This window comes from Cupriavidus sp. 01L45 (assembly GCF_056399885.1).
The window spans coordinates 42,487-57,660 of the sequence record NZ_JBFTSG010000033.1; the positions used below are offsets into that span (position 1 = coordinate 42,487).

The 15,174-nt window shown below is 60.9% G+C and carries 16 protein-coding genes, 1 tRNA gene and 1 pseudogene; 8 read left to right on the plus strand and 10 right to left on the minus strand.

Annotation, left to right across the window (positions count from 1 at the left end; all coding sequences use genetic code 11):
* Positions 1 to 70 precede the first annotated feature (70 nt).
* The gene (locus AC1DT6_RS22260) at positions 71 to 547 is read right to left on the minus strand and encodes a hypothetical protein (RefSeq protein WP_441626857.1); all 477 of its coding nucleotides are present in this window, start codon (positions 545 to 547) and stop codon (positions 71 to 73) included.
* A 124-nt stretch (positions 548 to 671) separates the two neighbouring features.
* Here AC1DT6_RS22260 and AC1DT6_RS22265 point away from each other — a divergent pair, with 124 nt between their 5' ends.
* The 5 genes and pseudogenes from AC1DT6_RS22265 to AC1DT6_RS22285 all read left to right on the plus strand — a co-directional run bounded on the left by AC1DT6_RS22265 (position 672) and on the right by AC1DT6_RS22285 (position 5,170).
* Entirely contained in the window at positions 672 to 851 is a 180-nt protein-coding gene (locus AC1DT6_RS22265) for a hypothetical protein (RefSeq protein ID WP_441626859.1), read from the plus strand.
* 1,079 nt (positions 852 to 1,930) lie between these two features.
* Positions 1,931 to 2,197: a hypothetical protein gene (locus AC1DT6_RS22270; protein WP_441626861.1), complete on the plus strand. Its 267-nt coding sequence runs from the start codon at positions 1,931 to 1,933 to the stop codon at positions 2,195 to 2,197.
* Positions 2,198 to 2,218: 21 nt separating this feature from the next.
* The gene (locus tag AC1DT6_RS22275) at positions 2,219 to 2,683 is read left to right on the plus strand and encodes a hypothetical protein (RefSeq protein WP_441626862.1); all 465 of its coding nucleotides are present in this window, start codon (positions 2,219 to 2,221) and stop codon (positions 2,681 to 2,683) included.
* Positions 2,646 to 4,295, plus strand: coding sequence for a hypothetical protein (locus AC1DT6_RS22280; protein WP_441626864.1), 1,650 nt, complete (start codon positions 2,646 to 2,648; stop codon positions 4,293 to 4,295). Before AC1DT6_RS22275 ends, AC1DT6_RS22280 begins: the two co-directional genes overlap by 38 nt.
* 220 nt (positions 4,296 to 4,515) lie before the next feature.
* A pseudogene (locus AC1DT6_RS22285) lies at positions 4,516 to 5,170 on the plus strand (SOS response-associated peptidase).
* Between the two features lie 475 nt (positions 5,171 to 5,645).
* On the opposite strand, the gene AC1DT6_RS22290 reads toward AC1DT6_RS22285, so the two are convergent.
* On the minus strand, positions 5,646 to 5,927 hold the full coding sequence (locus AC1DT6_RS22290) for an excalibur calcium-binding domain-containing protein (RefSeq protein ID WP_441626866.1): 282 nt from the start codon (positions 5,925 to 5,927) through the stop codon (positions 5,646 to 5,648).
* Positions 5,928 to 6,314: 387 nt separating this feature from the next.
* Here AC1DT6_RS22290 and AC1DT6_RS22295 point away from each other — a divergent pair, with 387 nt between their 5' ends.
* Together AC1DT6_RS22295 and AC1DT6_RS22300 are read left to right on the plus strand one after the other, a co-directional pair.
* Positions 6,315 to 7,460, plus strand: a complete 1,146-nt coding sequence (locus tag AC1DT6_RS22295; protein ID WP_477111512.1) for a PD-(D/E)XK nuclease family protein — start codon at positions 6,315 to 6,317, stop codon at positions 7,458 to 7,460.
* A 3-nt stretch (positions 7,461 to 7,463) separates the two neighbouring features.
* Positions 7,464 to 7,760, plus strand: a complete 297-nt coding sequence (locus tag AC1DT6_RS22300) for a cyclic-phosphate processing receiver domain-containing protein (RefSeq protein ID WP_441626870.1) — start codon at positions 7,464 to 7,466, stop codon at positions 7,758 to 7,760.
* A 97-nt stretch (positions 7,761 to 7,857) separates the two neighbouring features.
* Here AC1DT6_RS22300 and AC1DT6_RS22305 read toward each other — a convergent pair whose 3' ends face one another.
* The 8 genes from AC1DT6_RS22305 to AC1DT6_RS22340 form a co-directional block, all read right to left on the minus strand.
* On the minus strand, positions 7,858 to 8,148 hold the full coding sequence (locus tag AC1DT6_RS22305; RefSeq protein ID WP_441626872.1) for a hypothetical protein: 291 nt from the start codon (positions 8,146 to 8,148) through the stop codon (positions 7,858 to 7,860).
* On the minus strand, positions 8,145 to 8,570 hold the full coding sequence (locus AC1DT6_RS22310) for a hypothetical protein (protein ID WP_441626874.1): 426 nt from the start codon (positions 8,568 to 8,570) through the stop codon (positions 8,145 to 8,147). Before AC1DT6_RS22310 ends, AC1DT6_RS22305 begins: the two co-directional genes overlap by 4 nt.
* 152 nt (positions 8,571 to 8,722) lie before the next feature.
* Entirely contained in the window at positions 8,723 to 9,106 is a 384-nt protein-coding gene (locus AC1DT6_RS22315) for a ubiquitination-like system serine protease family protein (protein ID WP_441626876.1), read from the minus strand.
* Complete coding sequence (locus AC1DT6_RS22320) at positions 9,103 to 9,651, minus strand: glycoside hydrolase family 19 protein (protein ID WP_441626878.1); 549 nt, start codon at positions 9,649 to 9,651, stop codon at positions 9,103 to 9,105. The genes AC1DT6_RS22315 and AC1DT6_RS22320 overlap by 4 nt, the downstream gene beginning before the upstream one ends.
* Entirely contained in the window at positions 9,644 to 10,063 is a 420-nt protein-coding gene (locus AC1DT6_RS22325) for a hypothetical protein (protein WP_441626880.1), read from the minus strand. Before AC1DT6_RS22325 ends, AC1DT6_RS22320 begins: the two co-directional genes overlap by 8 nt.
* Positions 10,064 to 10,151: 88 nt before the next feature.
* Positions 10,152 to 11,234 carry an acyltransferase family protein gene (locus AC1DT6_RS22330; protein WP_441626882.1) on the minus strand — a complete coding sequence of 361 codons (1,083 nt, stop codon included), beginning with the start codon at positions 11,232 to 11,234 and terminating at the stop codon, positions 10,152 to 10,154.
* A 443-nt stretch (positions 11,235 to 11,677) separates the two neighbouring features.
* Positions 11,678 to 11,752 (minus strand) — tRNA-Arg (locus AC1DT6_RS22335).
* Positions 11,753 to 11,848: 96 nt separating this feature from the next.
* Positions 11,849 to 12,235 (minus strand): YXWGXW repeat-containing protein, encoded by a 387-nt coding sequence (locus AC1DT6_RS22340; protein WP_441626884.1) that lies wholly within the window; start codon positions 12,233 to 12,235, stop codon positions 11,849 to 11,851.
* Positions 12,236 to 13,227: 992 nt separating this feature from the next.
* Between AC1DT6_RS22340 and AC1DT6_RS22345 the strand changes: the two genes are divergently transcribed.
* Positions 13,228 to 15,171, plus strand: coding sequence for a DEAD/DEAH box helicase (locus tag AC1DT6_RS22345; protein WP_276286664.1), 1,944 nt, complete (start codon positions 13,228 to 13,230; stop codon positions 15,169 to 15,171).
* The last annotated feature ends 3 nt before the right edge of the window (positions 15,172 to 15,174 follow it).

Below are 15,174 nucleotides of genomic sequence, written 5' to 3' on the forward strand. Positions count from 1 at the left end.
TGCGCGTCGTCTATGGCGTCGATCCGCCCGCGGTGGCGCTCTTGGGCTCGCTTGGCCTTTTCCGCCTTCACTAGTATCGGCAGTTAGTAACCGGGCCAGTGTTGATGCATCGGATCTGATTGCCGGCTTGTGGTGTCAGAGGCGCAGCTTGCGGCGCCACGTACTGCGGCGTTTGAAGCCATGCGTTCTGCTGTTGCCGCAGTTGCTGGTTTTGCTGCTGCAATTGCGCATTGGTCTGCTGAATTTGCTGGGCAGCCATCTGCTGATTGAACTGATACATCTGCAACTGCTGATCGGTCATTGCATCTCTGTATCCAGTTGCCTGACCGTCCGAGTTAAAGCACATGATTCGACTTGGCGAAAGGACCCTGTATCGTTCGCATGTCGAATCGCCTGCCATGTAATATCTCCCGTTCACGAAATTCGGCGCCGCCGGGCTTGCGCAGCCGGCGACTGCAAACGCCAGAAAGACCGTTGCTATTTTTCTCATGGGTAGTTTCTTGAGCGCGTATTGCGATTGCGACGCGCGTTCGTCGGTCTCGTCCAAAGACGCTCGCGATTTTCGCAATCGTTCACGCGTCATGCAAGCAGTGTTGCGGGACGGCCAACTGCCGACGGCCTTCCCTCGGGCATCATGATCTGCCCCACGAGCGGCGGACAAGCACCTGCTGATGAATCGCTTCCACGCCCCAGGCAAGGAAGAACGGGGGATCATCATCGTGCCGCGAGCGGAATGGGAGGACTGGCTGACCTGCCGGGATCCGTTGCGGGTGCGGGTGCGCAGCTTTATGCGACTGCACCCTGCGGATATGCGGCTGGATCAGCCAGCGCCTATCCAGCGTCAAAGCTAGCCCAAAGGGACACCCCCACCTGTCGGGCACTCGGGCAATCCAGGCAATGGCGGCGGCGGTAGCGACGAGGAATCACTTTGCTCCGCCTCAACTGCCTCCCCAAGCTTGGAAGCCTGAGTGACGTAGTTCACGCGAATATCAAGGTCAAATTCTTGGCCGCAGCTCTCAGAGCAGCCGCACCTCACCCGATGCCGCACCGTCATAGGCAGTTCCAACACCGTCATCTCTACCCCGAACCGACGAACAGTCTTGCAGTACGGACAAGTTGCCGCGACTGAATATGTCATTGCGAGTCCTATTTTGGTGGAGAGTTGGCACAAATGTACGCTTGATAGTCACGCCCAACAATGGGATTAGTACTTCAGGATTAAGGGCTAGACGGTACGGGGCATCGTTTAGGGGCACCAAATATAGGGGCATTTATTGATGCCCCTAATGCCCCTAAAACACGCGGATGCCAACGGCTCCCGGCGAACTTCGGCGAACGTCGAAAGCCCGCGAGGCCTTGATCTACTTGGGAGGGGAGGACTTCAGAGAACTTCTACGAACCGTACTATGGTCCGCCAGCAGGAATCATAAATTCGGCTATATCTATTACTGGAAGCCGATTTCTCCGAATATGATTCTCTTGGTGCCACGTCCAGTGCCACGAAAATATTTTGATGGACACGACACCATCTCGCGACACTGTATATCCATACAGTTAACTCAACTTTCGGCACCCGCATTCGGACGACTCTTATACTGGATATCCATACAGTACTTTCAGAGTGCGCCCATGTTCACCTGCGATCCGGACACAGTCTACCTGTACAGCCAGTCCCATGGGGCGGCGCGTTTGGCCATCCGCTGCTCCCACCTGCCCATAGACGATCCGCTGCTCACCGCTGACACCTGGAACCCGGAGGTCGAGGCCGCCGCGCAGGCCGCGGGCGCCACCCTCACGCTGACGGGGGTCGATGCCTCGGCGATCATGGCGCTGCCGTGGACCATTGACCGCCTGGCGTTCCATTACCAGGGCACTTCGCTCAGCTTCCAGCTCGCGGCGAGCGCCACTACGCCACCCGTCAGGAGATGGCATGTTCCCTGTGACCTACCAGGCTGCCTCGATCTTTCTGGAAACCCAGTTCCTGCCCGGCGACACGGCCGAGCTGCGCCTCGACTGCGAACACGTCACGGTCACGGCCAGCGCCGTCACCGTGCACGGCATCGAGACGCGGCACATTGAGAAGATGATGTGGACGGCCGACTACCTGTCTTTCGAGCAGGACGGCCAGCACCACCGGATCAAGGTGGCCCGCCCGGCGGTCAAGACACTGCTGCGCGCGCGGTTCCCCCGCCGCTGAATAGCCGTACCGCGCACCGCCATGCCCCCCTACACCCCAGAGAATTGGGTTCGCGCGCTACGCCACGCCGTGCGTGGCGGCACGCCGGATGCCTATGGCGATCCGTTCAGCATGCGGCTGTACGTCCTGAACCCTTACGGCCAGCCGGCCCATACGCTGGACGGGAACGCCCATCATGAATTTCTGAGGGGCTGGTTCAAACGTTTCGTGCTGCGCACTGACCTTCCCGAGCAGGATGCCCGCGTCTGGACATGCTTCTGCCCATGGTCGGACACGATGACCGACAAACCAGTTTTCCTGACCCACCTGATCGCCCCCGGCATCGACAAGATATTCACCTCCGCGACGTGGCAAGATGCGCAGGACAAGCACCGGCGTGTTGCCGAGAAGGCGCGGCGGGTGCTGCCGCTCACGCCCTTGCCAGGAGATGAGGATGTGCACAGCGAACATGAGAAGAAGCCTGACCGTAGCCGCAAACTGGTATGAGCAAAGGATTCACCCGTCCTGCAGAATAACCAAGCTGGGAGCAAGCATCCTTCTGGGCTGCATCATTTCCATGATTCGCGGCAAGGACCTCAGCTGGGATCTGCTGAACTATCACTACTATGCACCATGGGCGCTGCTCAACGATCGGCTGAGCGTCGATCTGTATCCAGCCCAACTGCAAACATTCTTCAACCCAGTAATTGACCTTCCGTTTTACTACTGTGCCACGACGTTCCCTGACTACGTTTCGGTGCTGCTCATGGGGATCCCATTCGGGCTGGCTGTCTTTGTCACATGGAACATCATTGGGACCATAGGCGTCGCCCATCGAGCGCCTGGCTGGGCCCCGAGAATCAATCGCGGGTTGGCTTGCTTCCTTGCGCTGGTCGGCGCTGCAGGGTATTCCCAGGCCAATACCACTTCGGGCGAGTGGACGACAACCGCGCTTGCATTGCTGGCGATCTGGGCGATCTTCGCCTCGCATCGAGGGAACCTGACTACCAGAATGGCGCTGGTCATTGCCGGCCTTTCGCTCGGGATGGCTACAGGACTCAAACTCACGGCAGCCATTCCAACCCTGGCAATCACACTTGCGTTGCTTTGCTCCCTGTCGTGGCGGAGCCCGCGCGCGACCGCTAACGACTTGGCGCTCTACGCCGTAAGTGGATGCGTTTCATTCGCCGCAGTCGCCGGGCCGTGGATGTGGGTTTTGTATCGGGACTATCAGAACCCGCTATTCCCGTTCTTCAACAGTTTGTTTCGCTCGCCACTCCTCGATGAGGCGACCATGCTGGACACAAGGTTCTTGCCGGGAACATGGGTCGAATATCTCTGGTTCCCGATAAAGACTGCGTTTGAGAAGAATCGGCTTCACACAGAAGAGAACATGCGTGATCCGCGACTGCTGATTGGCGGGGTCATCGCCCTACTATGGCTTTCAAAATCTGCGGCCCTCTGGCTTCGAAATCGCGCCGTGGACAGCCAATCTCAATTTAAGCTATTCCTCAGCATCACCTTTGTCGGAATGTACCTGTTCTGGATGACGATGTTTGGCATTTACCGATATGCCATCCTGCTGGAGATACTGTCGATCCTGATGGCGGGTATGGTAATTGGGGAAGCGATCGATAGCGGCCACCGACGAAAAGCACTCTGGATTGCGGTGCTGGTATATGGCTCCGCCGCCATCCTGACGAGATCCCCGAACTGGGGAAGAACGCCGATGGATGGGAACCTGTATTTTTCCACCGAGCTTCCCAAGCTGCCGCAGAAGTCGCTGGTTCTCAATCTAGTGAACGGTCCGGTGGGGTACCTCGCTCCGCAATGGCCAGACAACCCCCCGTTCGTCTACCCGATCTCGAACCTTTCAGGCCCTGGGCGCAACGAAGCCATCCAGCGGATCATCAACGAAAGAGTCATGTCCCATCGGGGCGAAATCTCCGCACTATGGGATGGCATCGACTTCACCGACTCTATGCGCCAACTGCTTGCGAACTATCACCTGCATGTGGACATGGCGTCCTGCCGGCCGGTGTATCGCCCATCGCTTGCCACGCTTCTAGTTTGCCCAACACGGCGCACAGGCAACAACAGGACACCCGCTGCCGAGTGAAACATGAACATCGCTGACGCGTTTGCAGTTGTTGAATATCTTCCAGTCCGGGATCGGTAGGAAAGACGCCGCCCGATTGAGATGCCTTATCGAAGGTGATCCAACACCTGGTTCGCCGCCATGACCACCGATTCACCGGCCGGATGATCCCAGGCCGTGCCTTGAAGGCGCCTCAAGGCACGGGCGAGGTTTGCCGCTCACGCCCCGCAAGGAGATGAGGATTTGCACTAACTACGCCCCCGTGCAGCGCCAGCTGCTGCGCGATGTGTTCGGCGTCGAGCCACCGCAGCTCGACTATCCGCTGGAGACCCGGCCGGACTGCCGCGCCGTTCATCGTCAGCAACGGTGGCGGCCGACAGGCGCTGGTGGGGACATTCGGTATGGTGCCAAAGACCCGGATCCCGCCCGGCGGGGCCAAATTCGACACGACCAACGCGCGATCGGAAACAGTCGGTGAGAAGCGGTCGTTCTCAGGGCCCTGGAAGAAGGGCCAGCTCTGCCTGGTGCCGGCCAGTTCGTTCTACGAGCCCAACTATGAGAGCGGGACCAAGTCCGTGCGCTGGCGGATCTGGCTGAAGGACGAGCCTGAGTTTGCCATCGCTGGGCTGTGGCGCGCCTGGCCGGACGAGGACGGCGCGGAAGTGTTCAGCTTCACCATGCTTACCATCAACTCGGACAAGCATCCGCTGGTGAACCGCTTCCACGCCCCCGGAAAGGAGAAGCGGATGATCGTCATCGTGCCGCGCGCCGAGTGGGGTGACTGGCTGACGTGTCGGGATCCGGAGCGGGCGCACAGCTTCATGCGGCCCTACCCCCCCGAGCTAATGGACGCTGCGCCGGCGCCGCGCGCGCCGCGGGCAAAAGCTGCCGAGTAGCCTTGCGCATCCCATCGAGAGAGTTATGTTCCCTCGGACCTAATTCCACTAGAGTGATGCCGGGCAAACGCGATTGCCCCGTCTTTCCTTCAGCACCCACTCCTTCCCGGCAGCGGGTGCTTTTTTTTACCGCCAGCGCGCCCGCACCTCGTCCGCCAGGTCCATGAGCCGGCGCACTCCGTCGCGCGCCCATCACTAGTAGGGTACCAGCTGTTGATGCGACGCATTATCATTAGCGATGGCAACAGATTGGACCCCTTGTTGCTTTCCGAGGTGTAGGCGCCATCTCCCTGCGCCTACACCCCTTTCTCCCTCTAAGGTGCCTACCATCAGCGCACCAGAGTACCTACGCTTTACCCCAACTCGTTCTCCAGATTCGCCAAGCCACCTCCCCTGCTCCGCCGCGCGCTAATTGACAAGCGGCCACGGCGGCCTCCAGCCGGATCTAATACGGCGCGCGCTGTGCCACCGCCATCTATGAACACTGCAGTGGTGGCACTTCGCAGGGGATCCCGTCTCCGTCACCGTCAATCTTCACGCCAGGGCAATTGCGCAGGTAGAAGCGAGCTTCCTGACAGGAAGTCATTTGGCTGCAGTGCTGCTTCCCCTGACATTGAAAGACCGGCGAAGCTGCCGGAAGTGCTGTCGCTTCAATCATGGGTTCAGCAGGCTGGGCAGCTTGTTCGGCCTTGGGAGATTGCTTGAAGTAGAACCAGGCGGCGGCGACCGCGACAGCGACCAGTAGGAATTTGTTCAAGTGACCCCTTCTTTTTATGCGAAGGATGCCACATTTTCTCCTTTATCAGGTCAAAGCGACGGAATAGCCGGCCTCGTCTTTCGCACTGTAGGATACCTTTCCTATTCCAGAATGACAGGCTGGTGGGGTAGATGCGGTCAAGACTCAATGGCTCTGGCCTACCCATCGCGGTCAGTCACCTAGTGCCCAGTGAACAACCGAGCCTAGCTGAAAGCAGCCTCCAAGCGCGGTCATCGAGATGCATTTTGCGTGCATCCTTCACTGCTGTGTCCTGCCCTATGCCGGACGGCGACTCTGCCTTGACAATGCCGTTACCGCTCGCGCGCCGGTTGCTGGCAGAATCGCACATGACACCGGCTTCTCGAAGCCGGCCAAGGACAAGCACCAATGACACTCCCGATGGATGACCACCCCCCACTGATGAGGAACACCCTCGAAGATGCCCTCCCAGTTGCAGCAATGCGACCAAACCTCTTCAAGTACGCGACGTCCGAATTGTCTCAGGACGCGGTAATCTGCTGGATCCTGGCAGTGGCGGACGTCCATTTCCGCGATTCTTGTCCAGAATTGCATGCGTTCGGCCAGGCCTTCGTCCGGTCACTCCTTTCACGAAGCGCCTCCTGCCCTCAGCCACAGGAGGTCAGAAGAGTCCGCGTCGTCCAGCAGGAAGCAAATATCGACATCCTGTGTTGGATCAACGAGGAAATTGTAATTCTTATAGAGGATAAAGTCGGAACCAAGCAGCACAGTAATCAGCTTCATCGATATAAGAACCACCTCGCAAAGGCGCGGGACCGCATAGCGCATTCGGTACTGATTTACCTTCAGACTGGAGATCAGTGCGATTATTCTCCTGTCACGGATGCGGATTATCATGTCCTGCATCGGCGTGATCTGATTGATCTACTTGGTACCGAGAGCGGACGTCAAGGACGCTTGAAGAGTGACATTCTGGAGGACTTCGCATGCCACCTCGAGCGCATCGAGACCTTAGTCCAGGGCTATCCCGTTATTCCAGTGAAGAAATGGGGGAAGAACGCTCGAATCGGCTTCCTCTCGCGCCTCAAGCGAGACCTAGACAGCGGATCATGGAAGTATTGCCCCGATCAGACCGGGGGGCACTATGGCTATTTCGGAGACAAGGTGCAAGTCGATGGCGCGGCGATTTACTTGCGGGTAGTGCTCAGCGATCGTGAGAACAAACTGTTCTTCAAGATAGACGTTTCTACTCCTGCGGAGCAAGTCCGTCTCAGAGACATGTGGACTAGCCTAATCGTTGGCCACGCATGCAAGCTGGGACTGGCGGTTAGCAAGCCTAGGCGGAAGTTCGACAGTAGCACGATGACAGTCGCTATAGTGGGCCATCCATTCCCAATGACCGATCCAAGCGGCTGTCTCGACCTTGAACAGAGCCTTGAGATAATTCGCGAATGCCAAAGGGTCATTGATACTTGCAAGCGCGAGGTTGTCGATGCGGCCACGGGCTACCACGATCGCGCCGCCCGACAACATGCCGGGTTCGTGGAGGCTTGAGCGATGAAGGTCTACTTGGACGACGAACGCCCCACGCCTGCGGGCTGGACGAGAGCGTATTGGCCATCAGAAACAATAGCACTACTTGAAACCGGTGAGGTCACCGATCTGAGCCTCGACCATGATCTTGGAGACGATGAGCGCGGGACCGGCTACGACGTCATCCTGTGGATTGAGGAGGCCGTGGCGCTTAGGGACTTCGTCCCGCCGCGAATCACTGTCCATTCCTCGAATGCATCGGCCGCTGAAAAGATGCGCGCTGGCATCTTGACCATTGAGCGATTGGCAGGAGGCCGTTGATAGGCCAAGGGAGCGCTACCTCTCTCAGCCCAGAATGCCCCGCGCCCGAACTTCATTCTCCAGGTCTGTCAGCCGCTTCCCCTGCTCGGCTGCGCGCTCATTGGCACGCCGCCACTGCTGCCTTCAGTCTGACCTCATACCCCCCGCGCAGCGCCAGCTCGGCCAGCGCCGCGCGAAAGAACTCGAAGTCGCCGGCCGTCTCCGGCACCTTCGCCAACGGCCAATCCGGCTCGGGGATCTCGGGCGTCTCGCACGGCACGGCCACTGGCACCCTCACCTCCACCGGCTTCTCGATCATCTGCGGCGCGGCGGCGCAGCCGGCCAGCAGAAGCACCGCAAGTACCGCACACGCCGCGAAATTGCGTTTTTGCGCAAGTTGCCACTTCATAGCTTCCCCCGCTCGGTCATAAAGGTCTCGCGCAATCCATGCAGCGATGCGCACAGGTCCGACCCCGGCACCTGCGCCTGGATCTTGCCGGCCAGCAGCGTGTACTTGGACTGAGCTGCCTGAGCCTCGGCGTCGGCCTTCGCTGCCTGGTACTGCCGCAGCTTGGCCTGCGCCTCAAGGGCAGCCACCGCGGCGTTCTGGGTGGTCAGAGATCCGGCCAGCGCCCGGTTGTCACCCTTGGCCTTGACCAGGTCGGCCAAGGCCTGAGCCAGCTCGGCGCGAGCAGCGTCACGCTCGTGCCGGTAGACCAGCACCGAACCGCCAGCCAGCGCCAGCACCACCAGCACCGCGACGAAGAAGATCCGCTGCGGCGTGGCGAAGACGGCTTTGATGACCGCCCCGATAGCGTCAAGAATCGGCATGGTGGATCACCTCCGTGGGACTGAACTGGTAGCCTTCCCGCGCATTCCTCTGGGTGATCCAGAGCGGGAACGGCAAGTCGAATGAAAAAAAACCGTTCGAAGGCGGCTGGAATGAAAGAAAACTGGGAAGGCTGAAAGAAAACTTGGGGCCGTCAGCGGCCCCACCCCTCCGGAAACTCGGCCAGCGGCACGATCTGGCCCGCCAGCGCGTGCGTGCAGTCGCCCAGGAACTGGATGCGGCCATCGGTCACGAAGCTGTGGCAGGTCTTCTTGACGTACGGGATCTGATAACTCGGATCGGCGCGCTTGCGCGCGACCTGGGCGCGCAGCTCATCGGGGTTGCCTGCAGCGGCCGGCTCATCCCACCAGGTCAGCACACTCGGCGTGAACGTCGGGCGCTCCACGTCGCCATTCCAGCCCCAACGCGGTCCGTCACCGGCACCGTGCTGGATATGGTGCGGGCTATCACAGCCAGGGCACCAGAAGGAAAGCCCGTTGCCCGGTGAGTCCTGAAGGACCTTCGATAGGATGCTCATGAAACCCCCAATGCAGTTTTGGCGCGCGCCCAGAAGGCGCGCCGCTCCGCAATACCGTTGATCCCGCCGTTGATGGCTCGCGTCAGACCCACGAAGTCGCCAGCGTCGGCGAACCGGTTCAGGCTATGGGTGTGCCAGTACCAACCGGCGGACGCCGCCGCGTGCACAGGCAGTTCCAGCAGTTCGGGATGCGTCAGCAGGTCCAGGTGCAGCCCGAACCCGCACAGCAGATAGTTCTTGCGGCGGGTGACCTGAATCAGGCCCCGCCCCATGAACCGCTTTCCGTCGCCGGGCTCGGTATTGCCCAGGTCCGCCCGGCCCTCATACCGGCGCTGCGTCGGCGTCGGGCCCCAGATCTCGCGTAACAGGCGCAACTGCCCGGACTCGTGCGCGACCTGCGCCACGAAGGCGGCCGCGCGTGTGGGCGTATTGACCTCGAACTGCAGCATGGCGGTGGCCAGCGGCGCAGCGAACACATCGGCGCGCGCGCCGGCCAGCGGCATGATGGCGTGCAGCTGCACCGCGGTGATAAGCGGGTCAGCCATGCTTCGCCCCAGCCACCGCGTCACGCACGTCCTCCGCCACCTCGGCCAGGTCCTTGTCGCGACGCTTCTCGATGAAGTTGAACAGCCAGCGCACCACCGCCCAGCCCGGCAGGCCGCAGGCGAACACGACGCCGAACAGTGCGACCAGACCGATGTAATCATGCGTCCAGGCCTGCAGCCCGAGCTTCTGCACGACGGCCGCGCCCCCGGCGACGCTGGAAACGACGGTAGAAATCAGCCCTACCGCCCACTCTCTTGGGCTTCGTGGAGTCATCATCATCATCATCATCATCATCATCATCACTACGAGGGCGGCCAGGCCGGAGGCGCCGGCGGCAACCGCCGCCGGGCCGCCGAAGGCTTTGAAGGCAGCAGCGCCGGCTGCGGCGCTGCCGCTGATTGGTTCGGACATTTGTGACCCCGGAAATGAAAAAGCCCGCAGGACGCGGGCGTAAAAAAGCCGCCCGAGGGCGGCATGGTGATAGTTCAGAGTCTCAGTATTAGGAGGCTGGCTGAAGCCCCTTGTCGCTACTTCGCAAACGGCGCAGCCCGGCCTCCACCAGGACGACCAGCATGTGGACGAGCGCGGCCATAGCCACCGTGGAAACAAGGTAGAAGACATAGATCGCCCACAACGGCTGCTCGACGAATCCGAAGAAATGCCGATAGAAGCCGACGAACGGCATGTGCACCAGGTAGATCTCAAAGCTGAGCTTGTTCAGCCAAGCAAATGACCACGGTAGCCGGGCTATCTGGTAGACGCAGATGAAACCGCTGATGGCAATCAGCGGGTCGACCGCTGCGGCGCCGATGTTGTACAGGCTCATCAACGTAGCCGCGAGCCAAAGGACCAAACCAATCGGCCAACTCTTCCTCAGCCGACTTTCAAGCTTCTGGCGATCCTCGTGCAAAGCAATGCCGAAGAGGATACCGACGCAAAAAGATCCCATCACAAAGGAGATATACGTGAACGGCGTGAGTACACCAAGGTCCGGAGGGAACTTGAGCACAGCCGCCTGTATGCACGTTGTGACGACAAGCGCGAACACGCCAAGTTTCCTGCATAGAGCGAAGAACAACGGGAACGCCACGTACAAAACCACCAGGCTAAACAGGAACCAATGATGCGTGGAAAGGTAGGTGGTTCCGCCTATGTTCAGCAAAAACACGTTGGCGACCCACTCCTGAGCGCTCTTCGGCAACACATAGGGCACATCCCAGCTTCCTGCCCAGCGCATAGCGGCTTGATAGATGAGGATTGTGCTAATGGTGACCCAGTATGGCAGGTAAATCCGCCATGCCCTGGCCACTATGAACTGCGTCCAACTCGGACGCTTCCTCATGCACGACAGAGCAAGCCCCAAGCCGCTTGCCGCGAAAAATAACTGATTCCCCTGCCAGCCCAACTCAAACGGGATGGACAAGAAGGCCTTGACGCTGGATAGAAAGTGCAGCGGATCAGTAGTCCGCTTGTTGAAGAACAGCCAGAAATGGAAGGAAATCACCCCCAACATCGCCAGCAACTTGATGTTGTCGACCCAGAGGATGGGCCCGCCACCCCTGTTTTCACCCTGTAATGCCACGCGCCGTCCCCCGGACGTCTAATTTGACGGCGGAAGGATAGCGTATTTCCGAACAGAACACGGGCGCCGGGGGCTCAGGCAGCCGAGTTCAAATTCGACAACGCCGTTCGTAATACAATACGCCGCCCAAAAAAGGATCCTACGCATGACGGCCGAGAAGCCGCACGGGAAGAACCAAGAAATTCAGATGCTTCGCGGGATTTCGATCGCGTTCATCCTGGTCCAGCACTACTACCCTGCTCTCCCGGCGCCGGCTTGGTTTTACGAAGCCGTCCATGCCACAAGCCTACGGAGCGGCGTGGATCTGTTCTTCGTCATCTCAGGATTTGTCATTTCCAAGTCTCTGCTCGAAACAATGCGAACTTTGGCAAACGCCAAATGCCCGGGATGCCTTGATTTATTTAGGGGTGGAGAACTTCAGAGAACTTCTGCGGACTTCATTATGGTCCCGCCGGCAGGAATCGAACCTGCATTTCACGCTTAGGAGGCGCGTGTTCTATCCATTGAACTACGGCGAGAGGACAGACTCCGTGGACATGTTGGTGCGCCTTGGCGGCGCGGATCCGGGAGCAGGCCCGGAGTATATCAAAACCTCACCAGCCACGCTCCCCTGCTCAGCACTCGCCCTTCTTGGCGTGTCCCGGCGGGCAGTGATAACCCTTGTCTTTCTTGCCCGGCCTGCCATCCCAGCGCTCGGGCACCAGCACCCAGCCATCGCGCGCCTGCACCCAGCGCGGCGCCTCGTAGACATAGCCCGCGCGCTCGCGCTCCCACTTGCCCTTCTTCCACTTGTGCTTGTGGCCGCGATCATCCCAGTCCCAGTAGCCGGGCGCCCAGACGTAGCCAGGGCGCGCCACGGGAACAACTTCATAGACGGGAGCCGGCGGCGGCACGCCGATCAACACATTGACCGATACCTGCGCATGTGCCGCAGGCGCCATGCCCAGTGCGCCCATCAAGCCAGTTACAGCCGCCGCGCACAAAAGAATCCTTCTCGTCATCGCTATCTCGTTTTGCCAGTTTCAGGCCCGAGAATAACTTGACGCGAGACTTCCGGCTGTTAGCAAAGGTATCAATGGATTACCCGTGCAACATATGGGTCAGCTTAACGGAAGCCGGAAGTAGCGCTTGCGGTACCCCAAACCCGGAGCACGAACGAAAAAGCCCGCCAGTACACTGGCGGGCTGGTTGCGGACGGTCCGGACCATCCAGGTCAACGCCGGCGCTATCGCGGCAACAGCCGTGCAAGCAGGTTTTCCCATGATTCCGCCCATGACGCGGACGTCCCTCCGGACCACCCGGAGAGCCAAAGGAAAGCTGGCAATGACGCCGACTGCCGCGATATCAGCGGCTAGCGGCACTTAAAGCAAAGCGCCGAGGAAGGTCAGCGGGTTCTCATCGGTCCGCCACCTTGCCGGGCATCGATGCGCCCGACGGATTCAGTATAGGCAGGCGGCCTGCGGATGCAATATCGAATGCGGGATCGGCAAACCCCCATGAAAAGCGCCCAATGAGCCTCAAAAATCGCCGTTCGGCACCTCAAAGTAATTCCTATCGCAGTGCAACAAACTTACTTTTGTTTCTGCTATAATTCGCGCCGTGAGTTCGCACTGTGAGTTGTGCAACACGTCTACCGGTCTCTTCCGGCAGGCGATACCGCCCCCGCTCTCAAGCTCTGCTCCCCGGTCCCGCCGGCTGGCCTGCCTTAAAGTTGTTGAATCAAGGCCAAGTGGTGATACCCGACAGAACGCATTTCTCACCGACGTCGCCTCGTCTCCGATCCTGTTGAATAGCTCTACAGAGCTGTTTGCCTGCCAGGGACCGCGCGCCCGGCCTTGTGCCCGGTGTCGCCCTGCCTGCCGCCGTACTGTCAGCTGTGTCTGTCGTAACGGCCTCACCGATTGGCGCCGAAGCCTTTTTAAGACTTTGCACTGCGCCCGCCCCTGTTCGCTAGTTCGGCATGGGGTGCCATGCATTTAAAGAAAACTACGACATGACCCAGCACGACATTCGTGCGGAGCAAGCTTTTGCCTCCGCCGCCGACGCATCGACCGAAGCCGCCGCCATCGCCACGCCCGCTATCCAGGAACCGAGCCCGCTCGACAAGCTCGACGCCATGCTCAGCCCGGAAGCCGTTGCGCCTGCCGCCGCCGCCAACGTCAATGCCGAGAACGGCTTTGCCAAGCTTGGCCTCGAAGAAGCAATCCTGCGCGCCCTCGTTGAACTGAACTACACCACGCCGACCCCGGTGCAGGCACAAGCGATTCCCGCCTTCCTGGCTGGCCGCGACCTGCTGGTGTCCAGCCAGACCGGCTCGGGCAAGACCGGCGCCTTCATCCTGCCGGCCATCCAGCGCATCAGCGAAAAGGCTTCGCCGAATCGCCCGCGTTCCGATGATCCGGTCAAGCGCATGAAGGGCAAGCGCCCCCGTCCGTCGCCGGCGCAACCCGCGCTGCTGGTGCTGACCCCCACGCGCGAACTGGCCCTGCAGGTGACCGAAGCCACCGCCAAGTATGGCCGCCACCTGCGCCGCATCGTGTGCGCCAGCATCCTGGGCGGCATGCCCTATCCGAAGCAGCTCGCCGCGCTGTCGAAGATGCCTGACATCCTGGTGGCAACGCCTGGCCGCCTGCTCGACCACGTCGAAGCCGGCCGCATCGACCTGTCCGCGCTGGACATGCTGGTGTTCGACGAAGCCGACCGTATGCTCGACATGGGCTTCGCCGACGATATCGACGCCATCGTTGCCGCTACCCCGGCCACCCGCCAGACGCTGATGTTCTCGGCCACGCTGGACGGCCGCATCGCCCAACTGGCTTCGCGCCAGCTGCGCGACCCGCAACGCATCGAGATCGCCGCGACCCGCGCCGACCAGAGCAATATCGAACAGCGCCTGCACTTCACCGATGACATGTCGCACAAGGAAAAGCTGCTCGACCACCTGCTGCGCGACGCCACGCTCAAGCAAGCCATCGTCTTCACCGCGACCAAGCGCGATGCCGATTCGCTGGCCGAGCGCCTGTCGGATACCGGTTTCGCAGCCGGCGCGCTGCACGGCGACATGACCCAGGGCGCGCGTAACCGCACCCTGACGTCGCTGCGCCGMGGCAACCTGCGCATCCTGGTGGCAACCGATGTCGCCGCACGCGGCATCGACGTGCCGGACATCACCCACGTGGTCAACTTCGACCTGCCCAAGCAAGCCGAAGACTACGTGCACCGTATCGGCCGAACCGGCCGTGCCGGCCGCTCGGGCGTCGCCATCAACCTCGTGAACCATGGCGACATGTTCCAGTGGAAGCGCATCGAGCGCTTCACCAACAACCGCGTCGACGCTTCGGTGATCGAAGGCCTGGAACCGCGCCGCTCGCCCAAGCCGCGCTCCGGCTTCGGCGGCAAGCCGGGCGGTGACCGCGGTGGCTACCGTGGCAACAGCAATGGCGGCGGCTATCGCGGCGGTGAGAACCGCAGCTTTGGCGACCGCAAGTTCGGCGGCGGCGAAAGCCGCGGCTTCGGCAGCCGTGACGGGGCCCCGCGTCCCGCAGGCGACCGCCCGTTCGGCGATCGCGACGGCAACCGTGGTTTTGGCGACCGTGGCGGCTTCGGCAACGCCAATGGCAACAGCACCGGCTATCGCGGCCAGGGCGCGACCGGCGGCCAGCGCAGCTTCGGCAACGAAGGCGGCTACCGCGGCGGCGACAACCGTGGCTTCGGCAACCGTGATGGCGCGGCTCCCCGCAGCTTCGCCGACGGCAACCGTGGCGCAGGCAACGGCGGCAACGGTGGCTACCGCGGCGGCGAAGGCCGCAGCTTTGGCAACCGCGATGGCAACCGCGACGGCGCGCCCCGCAGCTTCGGCGACGGCAACCGCGGCGGCTTCGGCGGCCAGCGCAACGGCAACGGCAACACCGGTGGCCGCTCGCGTTTCGAGCGTTAATTC